Below are 9,673 nucleotides of genomic sequence, written 5' to 3'. Positions count from 1 at the left end.
TACGCGTGAATGCCATCAGTCCTGGTCCGGTGTCAACACCTATTTTCGGTAAAACGGGTATACCTGCTGAACAGATGGATAACATGAAAGCATCCATCCTAAGCCAGGTGCCAATAGGCCGGCTGGGAGACCCCGCTGAAATTGCCAGGGTTGCTACGTTCTTCGCTTCAGATGACAGCACCTTTGTATTGGGCGCTGAACTGATCGCCGATGGTGGTATGGTTGGTTTGTAATTTTTGTGGTAATTTTGGAATAAATATTCCAAATACAGTTCATGCCAAAGACAAAACAATTTGATGAAACAGAAGTGCTGCAAAAAGCAAAAGAGGTTTTTTGTATAAAGGGATACAATGGCACTTCGATGGATGATCTGGTACAGGCAACCGGTTTAAGCCGGTCGAGCATATATGATACTTTTAAAGATAAGTATGGCTTATTTCTGAAAAGCCTTACCTATTATACGTGCGTTCAAAAGGAAGGCCTGGAACAACAATGCGCCAAATCGGAAAGTCCCAAAAAAAAGATCCGTTCTATTTTCGACTATACCATTAAGGATATATTAGCCGACAAGGAAGGCAAGGGCTGTTTGATGATCAATATGACCATGGAGCTGGGAGCAGTTGATAAGGATGTGTTGAACCTTTTTGTTACAGGTATGGAAGAAATGGAACAGGTGTTTAGCACGCTGATGAAAGAAGGACAAACTAAAGGAGAAATTTCAAAAAAGTTTAGTCCCAAAGCATTAGGCAGGCATTTGTACAATAGCCTGGTTGGGCTACGGGTAACAGGCAAGCCCCGTCCCGATGTACAGGTCTTACGCGAAACAATGAATCTCTCCCTTTCTATACTGGATGAATAAAATCTTCCCGGCATGCCGGGGAGGTTTTATTTTTTTACCCGCGGTGGTGTTTTAAAAATAGTTTTCCCGATGGGCGGCATGGTATCGCCTAATAAAAAGCCCCAGGGTTTCAGCGGAGTAATGCGGTCGAAAATAACTTTTACAATAGCCGTAAGCGGTATTGACAAAAACATCCCGCCAACGCCCCAGATAGCCCCGCCAATAAAAACCACAATGATCGACATCAGGGCATTGATGCGCACTTTGGACGCAACGATCTTCGGTACTATATAATGGTTATCTATAAACTGTACCACGGCATACAAAATAAGTACCCACACTACATATGCCGGCGATTTGGTGGTATAAGCGATCAATACCGGCAGCACAACAGCTATAATACCACCTATGTAGGGAATAATATTTAACAACGCCCCTATGATGGCGAGTAATATTGCATAATCAATTCCCAGCAATAACAATCCCGTTGCATTTAAGGTAGCCACAATGGCCGCTTCGAGCAATAAGCCTACCAGGTAACTCTGGATCAGGGTTTTGGTCTCAAACAATACCTCACTCACCGTTTCATGGCTCTCCCGGCGGAACAGGCGGGAAATAAAATCCAGCAACAGGGGTTTATAAAAAAGAAACATAAACACGTACACAGGTATCAGTAAGAACAGCTTAAGTATATTGGTGGCCGTGACAAGCGTTTGCCCCACAATAGCAGCCGATTCATTTAATTGTTTGTTTTCCGTGTCTACTACCCAGCTATTCACTTTGGCGCGGCTTACATTAAATGTTTTGGCGGCCCACGCGCTTACATCCTGCAGCATACTATTAATTTTATGTTCGAGCGTAACCAGGGTATCGCCAAACTGCATGGATTGATTGATAACAAAAAAGATCAATCCGCCGATCAGCAACAACATTACTATAACTGCTATGAATATGGCCAGCACCCTGTTGACCCGGTGTTGGGTAAGCCTGTTCACCAGCGGGTTTAATAAAACGGCAAAAACGCCGGCATACACAACAGGCAGAATGATATCGCGCCCGATATATAAGATATAAAAGAATATAAAAAGGCCTACAACTACCTGGGCTGCAATTATTACAAAGGGAGTTTTGCGGACAGGATCCATATTAATGATTTAGAGACAGGGGATAACGTTTCCCTTTTTTTACTATACAATTCCCGGGCCGCCGTTCCCCCACCCTGTTTTATGGCCATTTGGCTGTACAACTGTAGATTTGCGAACTATGATACAGGATAACCTATTACTGGTTTTATGCCTTTTGTTTGTTATAAGTTTCCTTACCATGCTTAGCAGCAAACTGAAGATAGCCTACCCTATCTTCCTGGTAATAGGTGGCCTGCTTATCAGCCTGATCCCGGGTATTCCCCACATCACCCTGCAACCCGACCTGGTGTTCCTTATTTTTTTGCCGCCGCTGTTGTATGCAGCCGCCTGGAATACCAGCTGGAACGATTTCTGGAAGTTCAAACGACCTATCAGTATGTTGGGGTTCGGACTGGTTATCTTCACCTCCGCTGCGGTGGCCTGGATCTCGAAAATGCTGATCCCCGATTTTTCCCTGGCAGCCGGTTTTCTGCTGGGTGGTATTATTTCACCACCCGATGCCGTTGCAGCCACCTCTGTTTTAGCAGGGTTGAAAGTTCCCAAACGCGTGACCACCATCCTGGAAGGTGAAAGCCTGGTAAATGATGCGGCGAGCCTGATCGTGTTCCGGTTTGCATTGGCCGCTGTGGTTACCGGTCAGTTTAACATTTGGGAGGCCACCCAAACCTTTTTTGTGGTGGCCATTGCGGGCCTTCTTATTGGGTTGGCCATTGCCCATATTGCTTATGCCATTCACCGGTACTTTCCTACTACCCCGGCCATCGATGCGGCATTCACGCTTATTACGCCATACATCATGTATATCACGGCTGAACATTTTCATGTATCGGGCGTGTTGGCAGTAGTAGCAGGCGGACTGTTCCTCACGTACCGTTCGCAGGATATTTTTAGTTATGAAGCCCGCATCCAGGTAATGGGATTATGGGATACGTTGGTATTTTTATTGAACGGTGTAGTGTTTATTATGATCGGGTTGCAATTGCCCGGGATCATAAAAGGCATGGAAAACTATTCCGTTGCCCAGGCCGTTTCCTATGCTATAATAATTAGTCTGGCAACCATCGCCATTCGTATTTTATGGGTTTTCCCCGGCGCATATTTACCCCGCCTGCTGTTTAAAAGCATTCGCGAAAAAGAAACAAGACCAGGCTGGCAACTGATATTATTAACCGGCTGGAGTGGCATGCGCGGCGTGGTATCGCTGGCCTCTGCGCTGGCCGTACCGCTTACCCTGGCCAATAACCAGGCGTTCCCGCATCGCAACCTCATATTGTTTATCACCTTTGTAGTGATCCTGTTTACGCTGGTGTTACAGGGTTTGAGCCTGAAGCCCGTCATCAGGCTGTTGAAGATAAAAGGCGATGAAAAGGATACTGAAAATATGCAGATGCTCGATATGCGGCTGCGTTTGGCCAATGCCGTACTGGCGCACATCGATGACAAATATTCAAATGAAATAGAAACGAATGAAACCTACAAACGCGTACGCGAGCGCTATGCCCGCATGATTGAAATCACGCAGAAAAAACTGGATGCCCGGGAATTGCCGGAAGAAGAAAAAACATTCTTACCGCATTACCGGCAAATGCTGCTGGAACTGGTGGAAATACGCCGCCACGAACTGGCGTATTTCCGTCATCATAATACGTTTAGTGAGGAATTGATTCGGGAACGCGAGTGGGAACTGGATCTGGAGGAAGCGAGGTTGAGGGGATGAGTTAACCGGTTAACCAATTGATCAGTTAACAAGTTGACAAGTTAACAAGTTGACGGAGTTGACAAGAAGCAGATCGTGAATCGGTAGTCGGCAACCCAAGAACCCAATAACTTACGAACCAATAACTAAAGAACTAACAAACTCAAGAACTTACAAACCTCCTAACTTAAGAACTGAAACTTAGCACCACCAACGCTCAACTTTAACTTAAAACTACATATCAAATACTACTCTTACCATACACCCCTGCCCCGGTGCTGATTGAATATCAACATTTCCATTAAACACATCGGCGCGGTTAATGATGTTGTTCAGGCCAATGCCGCGGCGCCTGGTTTGCGCATCGAACCCCTTTCCATTATCGAATATGGTAAGAATGAGTTTCTTCTTGTTTTCTTTTAAGGTGATGGTTATTAGAGAGGCTTCGGCGTGCTTTAATATATTATTCATTTGCTCCTGCACAATTCGATAGATGGTCAACTTTAAACCATTATCAAGTCTCGATTCATCGATGCCGGCATAGTTAAAATTTATCTCAATTTTCTGCGCCCACCTGATATCAGCGATCATATCATTGATGGTCTCAATAATGCCCAGATCGGCTGCACTGGGTGATACCAGTGATTTTGACAACTTGCGGATCTCTTCTATGGCCATATGAATATGCTCTGCCGCTTTGTTGGTAAACTTTTCCCGCTCATCTCCCTCCAGGAATGGCGACGACAGGAACAATTTGGCTGAAGCCAGGATCTGATTTACATTATCATGTAATTCCTTCCCTATATCCGATCGTTCTTTTTCCTGGGTATTGATCGTTGCGCGGGCAACCAGCCGTTGGTGTTCCACTCTTTCTTCTGCCAGCTTTAATTTGTGGTTATGCAGTTGTTCTTCGGCCTGCTTCACGTTGGTGATATCATGCACCACACCGATCAGTTTTTCCGGTTCACCCAGATTATTTTTGATTAACTGTCCTTGTGAATGTATAATGCGTGTGCTGCCATCGGGACGAACCACGCGGTGTTCTATATCAAAATCACCCTTCCCCTCAATAGTATCTTTTATGCTGTTGACCACATAATCCATATCGTCGGGGTGAAGGGTAGATAATTGCGGGCCCTGGAATGGCACTGCATTATCCGTATTCCAGCCAAAGATGCGGTACATTTCATCGGACCAGGAGGAAACACCGGTCTTGAGATTGGTTTCCCAACTGCCCAGGCAGGCAATGCGCTCTGCCTGTTGCAGCAGTTTCTGGTTATGCAGAATTATTTCTTCCGAATGCCGGCGTTCGGTGATATCAATGCCAATAGCAAAATAACCGGTAAGCTTGCCCTGTTTATTAAACTGCGGTTGTAGTTGTATGGCAATCCACACCTTGCGGCCCGATTTGGCATAGATCAATATTTCGGTATCGAAGGTGCGGCCGGTTTTTTTATTTTCAAGCAGGTTTTTAATGGCCTTCCGGTCGGTTTCTTCCCCATATAAAAAATCTTCCGGCCTTCTGCCAACGGCTTCTTTCAACGTATATTCTGTTACCCTGGTAAACGCCGCATTGATCCATTGGATCTTGCTATTTACGTCGCAAATGATAAGGGGGCACAGTGTTTCGCGGGCTATAGAAGAAAGTTTTTTTAATTCTTCTTCCGCCAATTTTTTAACAGAGATGTCACGCAGAATGTTAATCATCTTTTCTTCCCCGTTCAGATCTTTGAAACAAACCGACGAGAACTCACAGGGAAAATGCTCGCCATTCTTTCTGATGCTTATCTGTTCTCCCTGCACAAAACCATTTTTTGACCGTTCTTCCAGCAATGCGAGAAATTCTTCTGTTTCTTCCACCAGATCTTTACGCTTCAAATTCCTGAATTCTTCTTCCGTATAACCAAACATTTGGCAGGCAGCCTTATTTGCTTCCTGTATGGTCCCTTCCGGTTTACCCAAAATAAAGGCATACAGGCTGCTGTTGGCAACAGCCCTGTATTTCAACTGATCAAGGTAAAGCATGTGTTCAAGCTGCTTATCCTGCGTTATATCCTGAAAAGTGCCAAATAGCTGAATGGTTTTATTGAAGAGCTGTTTAGGCCGGCCAATGGCCCTCATCCATTTTCCCGAAGGGCATTTAGAACAATCCAGTTCTATATTAAAAGCCGTGCCTTTTTCCACTGCCATGTCCACCGCCTGTTTAAACTGCACGTATGCCTCATTGCCAACGAAGGAAAGGATATCTTCCCAGGAGATCGTATTGTAATTCTGTAATCCCAATAATTTATACATGCCTTCTGTGCATGATAACCGGTTGGTTTGCACATCGAGCTGCCAGCCCCCAATGCCTGTTGCCAGTTCCGTTTCTTCCAACAGGTGTTTAATATTATTGGTTTCGGTAACATCCGTTATGCCCACCATCATAAACCGGGTGCCATCGGGTTCGGTAAGAATACTCAGCTTGCAATTGACCCCGAAGATGTGACCGTCTTTTCGTTGGATGGGAAATTCAGTGAGCGTTTGACGTGGTACGGGTGAAGACATGGCGGAATTAAAGGTATAAAGTGCGAAGTCGCGTTGGATCTCGGGCACGATCTCCAGAAAATATTTACCGGTCAGTTCCCTGCGTTCATACCCAACCATGCGGCAATAGCAGTCGTTCATATCCACAAAAAAACCTTCACTGTCAACAATCAGTATTCCTACATCGAGTGTATTGAACACGGAGTTAAAAACCGGATTAGCCGCACTACCAACTGAAGGAAATTTATCCCGTTTAGACTTGGAATGTACACGCATATTACCACCGTTTTACCCAACCTCCGCCTTTGCGGTAAAGCCAGTTTAAAAGTTTATGTATTTGATTAAATCATCAGGTACCGGCATAATCGCTTGTTCAGGATCAGGTCACATCATTTTCATTTGCCTTTGGAATTACCGGATAAAAACAGGATTAATTTGATTAGTGCAGTAGGAAGATCCGCCCGAAAAGGGGATAAAATAAATTTACAATTTTATTTAATAAGTAGGCAGAAATAATTGTGCCTGATTAAGGGTTTTGTGCTGCTGAAACGGGTTTAGCTTAATTTCTTAGCCCTAATCAGTTTGATGATAAATGTTTACGAAAACGGTTCCAATAAAAAAAACGGACAAATCATCTTGAGTGATTTGTCCGTTCAACGCTTATTGCTTAAACAAGGGTACCCTGCTTATTTATCTATGTCTTTAAACTTTGCTTTGGCAAATTCATCGGCCAGCTGGTTCAACTGTGCGCTTGAAATGGTGGTTGCACCTTCATCAAATACAATACGATATACAAAACGCACGGTCTCCCCTTTTTTCAATTGCAGGTTTTTGGCCGACTTACCATTGGTGAATACTTTTTCGCCGAGCGGATTGGCTGCAAACAAGCCATAACCCCGCGCATGCCAGAAAGTGGGGTAATTGATATTGCCGGGATGGTCAATGATGGCAATACTGATGGAATCGTTCTTCATTTTGCCAAACAGCTTGCACCACACGGCCCTTGTGCTCCAGGCGCTGTCGCCTTCCTTGCCCGCACTGGTTATATAGTTACCGGTGGCAATGGCGTCGGTATTGGCTTTTACCACTGTAGCAATGCCTTTATTATCGGTGAATACCTGGTCTTTTTTACTGGAGATCTGTAATTCATGCGCTACCCGCAATCCCAGCATACCATCTTTTGCATCGGTAAACAATACATCCATATCAGCTTTCAGGGTAGTTATGCGGTCAATGATGCGTTGGTTACCGCTGCCGCTGAACTCATACTGCGTGGTTTCTTCCAGCAATACATTGTTCTTTGAATCGGTCCAGTTGGCATGATAGGCCAGGATGCCTTTATTGCCATCTTCCTTTTTAATGATGCGATCTGTTTTTATGTTTCCGTACAGCGCCTTCTTTTCCTTTGGAATAGCGAAAGAGTTGTTCCAGAAATCGAGCCCGTTCACATTTTCAAAATTGAACCACAAACCCAGGTGATGCGGATGATCCGTAGGATCGCCGGGCATGGTGAAAATAGGATACCCGCGGGTAACCATGGCCCCATTGGCCGAAAAGATCGGATACAATACCGGCTTGGCAATTGTATCGGGATACATGAAGCGCGTGAACAGTTTTGAACCAATAAACACGTTGATGGTAGTCTGGTCTTTTTCAGTCACCAGTTTTACCATTTCTTTTTTCTGGGCAAAGGATACCGAAAACATACACGAGCCGATTGCCCAAAGGAAAAGTTGTTTCATACGGATAATAAAATGGTTGTTACTAAAATACTTAATATTTAAATGGCTTGCCGTTTACCATTACTTCCTGTGTTTTTTCATCGAACGTAGCCTTTGTACCCGAGTGAACAGCTGCATTGGTCATGATGGTGGCAATGGAGTGATTGTAACCTGCTTCAACGGGCGCATTGGGTTGTTTACGGCTGCGGATGCACTCCATCCAGTTGCGTACGTGGTTGCTGGTTAGTTTATCGCCACCGGTATTGGCGCTGGCCACTACTGCTTCGGTATTCGACAGGCTGGTCTCAGGCAACAGGTTTGGCTGCATACCCATCTCATCGGCAAACTTCTTCGTTAAGCCGCCCTTGGGTGAAACAGTATTGGTGATGAGGTTCAGTTCGCCGCCATTGGAGAAATATACTTCTGACGGACGTTCATCGCCATTGTGCATGCGGCTGCCAAACACTACCTGGAAACCGGTTGATGGATCGTTTATTGGACCATAATCAAATACAGCAGTAATGGTATCCCAGTTCTTACGGCCATCCTTCCACATGTAAATGCCGCCATTGGCCACTACACTGCGCGGGTGCGGAATGCCGCTGAACCAATGCACGGTGTCTATCTGGTGGCTCATCCACTGACCAGGCAACCCTGAGGAATAAGGCCAGAACAGGCGATACTCGAGATATTTGCGCGGGTCGAACGCTTCGAACGGACGGTTCATGAGGAAGCGTTTCCAATCAGTATCTTCTTCTTTTAATTCTTTCAATAAAGCAGGACGACGCCAGCGGCCGGGCTGGTTTACATTCCAGGTAAGTTCTACCATGGTAATGGGACCAAACTTGCCCGATTTAATAAATTCTTCGGCTGCATGATAATTGGACCCGCTTCTGCGTTGTGAACCGATCTGTACAATTCTGTCGGTGGCCTTGATGGCTTTTAACGCCGCGCGGTTATCCTCCATCGTTTCTGCAAATGGTTTCTCACAATAAACATCGCAACCGGCTTTTACTGCTTCGATGGCATGCAGGGCATGTTGAAAATCGGCTGTGCTTACGAACACGGCGTCAACCAGTTTCTTACTATATAATTCTTCATTATTGCGACAGGCTACTATATCATGGCCCATTTTTTCTTTCCATTGGGCAGCGCCTTCTTCCCTTCTTTTCTTCCAGATATCTGAGACCGCAACAACGTCAAAATTCAGTTCCTTGTAATGATTCATAAAACAAGGCATATGCGAGCTGCGGTGCCGGTCTGAAAAACCAACTACCCCTACCCGTACCCTGTCATTGGCACCTATGATCCTTCTATAACTTTGAGCAGAAAATCCGGCTTTGGCAACTAATAATCCAGCGCCAGCCATAGTGGTTTGTTTGATGAACCCGCGACGAGAATTTTTCATATTCGGCAATTATTAAATTGGTTGGCCTTAAAATTAAGGAACGCCACGACAATTTAAGCATTAAAAAATAACAGGAATATATTAATTACTAAATAGTTATAATTGTTTAATGGACAATTCCGAAGGACTCAAGATGCATATTACGGGTTATTGGTTGCATGGGGGTGATCAGTTGATCATTGACGAGGAAGAAGCGTTGGTTTAACGTTCTGCTTTCGTGGTTCTAAGTTTACGTTATTAAGTTCTTAAGTTATTGAGTTTGTTAGTTATTGAGTTTGGGGTTTGGGGTTTCGCCTTTCATCTCTGCCTTTTGCCCTTTGCCCTCTGCCCTATTGGAAT

Annotated in this window: 7 protein-coding genes; 3 read left to right on the top strand and 4 right to left on the bottom strand. The window is 44.9% G+C overall.

Annotated elements, in window-relative coordinates; translation table 11 throughout:
• On the top strand, window positions 1-233 hold a 233-nt coding region (locus ACJ751_RS05065; protein WP_407744287.1), incomplete at its 5' end, for an SDR family oxidoreductase.
• Window positions 234-274: 41 nt separating this feature from the next.
• Window positions 275-859 carry a TetR/AcrR family transcriptional regulator gene (locus ACJ751_RS05060; protein ID WP_407744286.1) on the top strand — a complete coding sequence of 195 codons (585 nt, stop codon included), beginning with the start codon at window positions 275-277 and terminating at the stop codon, window positions 857-859.
• A 26-nt stretch (window positions 860-885) separates the two neighbouring features.
• Here ACJ751_RS05060 and ACJ751_RS05055 read toward each other — a convergent pair whose 3' ends face one another.
• Entirely contained in the window at window positions 886-1,983 is a 1,098-nt protein-coding gene (locus ACJ751_RS05055) for an AI-2E family transporter (RefSeq protein WP_407744285.1), read from the bottom strand.
• A 118-nt stretch (window positions 1,984-2,101) separates the two neighbouring features.
• Between ACJ751_RS05055 and ACJ751_RS05050 the strand changes: the two genes are divergently transcribed.
• A complete protein-coding gene (locus ACJ751_RS05050; protein WP_407744284.1) occupies window positions 2,102-3,700 on the top strand; it encodes a Na+/H+ antiporter in 1,599 nt (532 codons plus the stop codon).
• 213 nt (window positions 3,701-3,913) lie between these two features.
• On the opposite strand, the gene ACJ751_RS05045 is transcribed toward ACJ751_RS05050, so the two are convergent.
• The 3 genes from ACJ751_RS05045 to ACJ751_RS05035 all read right to left on the bottom strand — a co-directional run bounded on the left by ACJ751_RS05045 (window position 3,914) and on the right by ACJ751_RS05035 (window position 9,334).
• Window positions 3,914-6,481 (bottom strand): PAS domain S-box protein, encoded by a 2,568-nt coding sequence (locus ACJ751_RS05045; RefSeq protein WP_407744283.1) that lies wholly within the window; start codon window positions 6,479-6,481, stop codon window positions 3,914-3,916.
• Window positions 6,482-6,891: 410 nt separating this feature from the next.
• Window positions 6,892-7,947: a PmoA family protein gene (locus ACJ751_RS05040; RefSeq protein WP_407744282.1), complete on the bottom strand. Its 1,056-nt coding sequence runs from the start codon at window positions 7,945-7,947 to the stop codon at window positions 6,892-6,894.
• Between the two features lie 31 nt (window positions 7,948-7,978).
• On the bottom strand, window positions 7,979-9,334 hold the full coding sequence (locus ACJ751_RS05035; RefSeq protein ID WP_407744281.1) for a Gfo/Idh/MocA family protein: 1,356 nt from the start codon (window positions 9,332-9,334) through the stop codon (window positions 7,979-7,981).
• Between the last annotated feature and the right edge of the window lie 339 nt (window positions 9,335-9,673).

Origin of the sequence: Niastella sp. (genome assembly GCF_045805085.1) — a bacterium.
GTDB lineage: Bacteria > Bacteroidota > Bacteroidia > Chitinophagales > Chitinophagaceae > Niastella.
The sequence above is the reverse complement of the archived record's forward strand: the minus strand, read 5'-3'. Positions and strand labels throughout refer to the sequence as shown.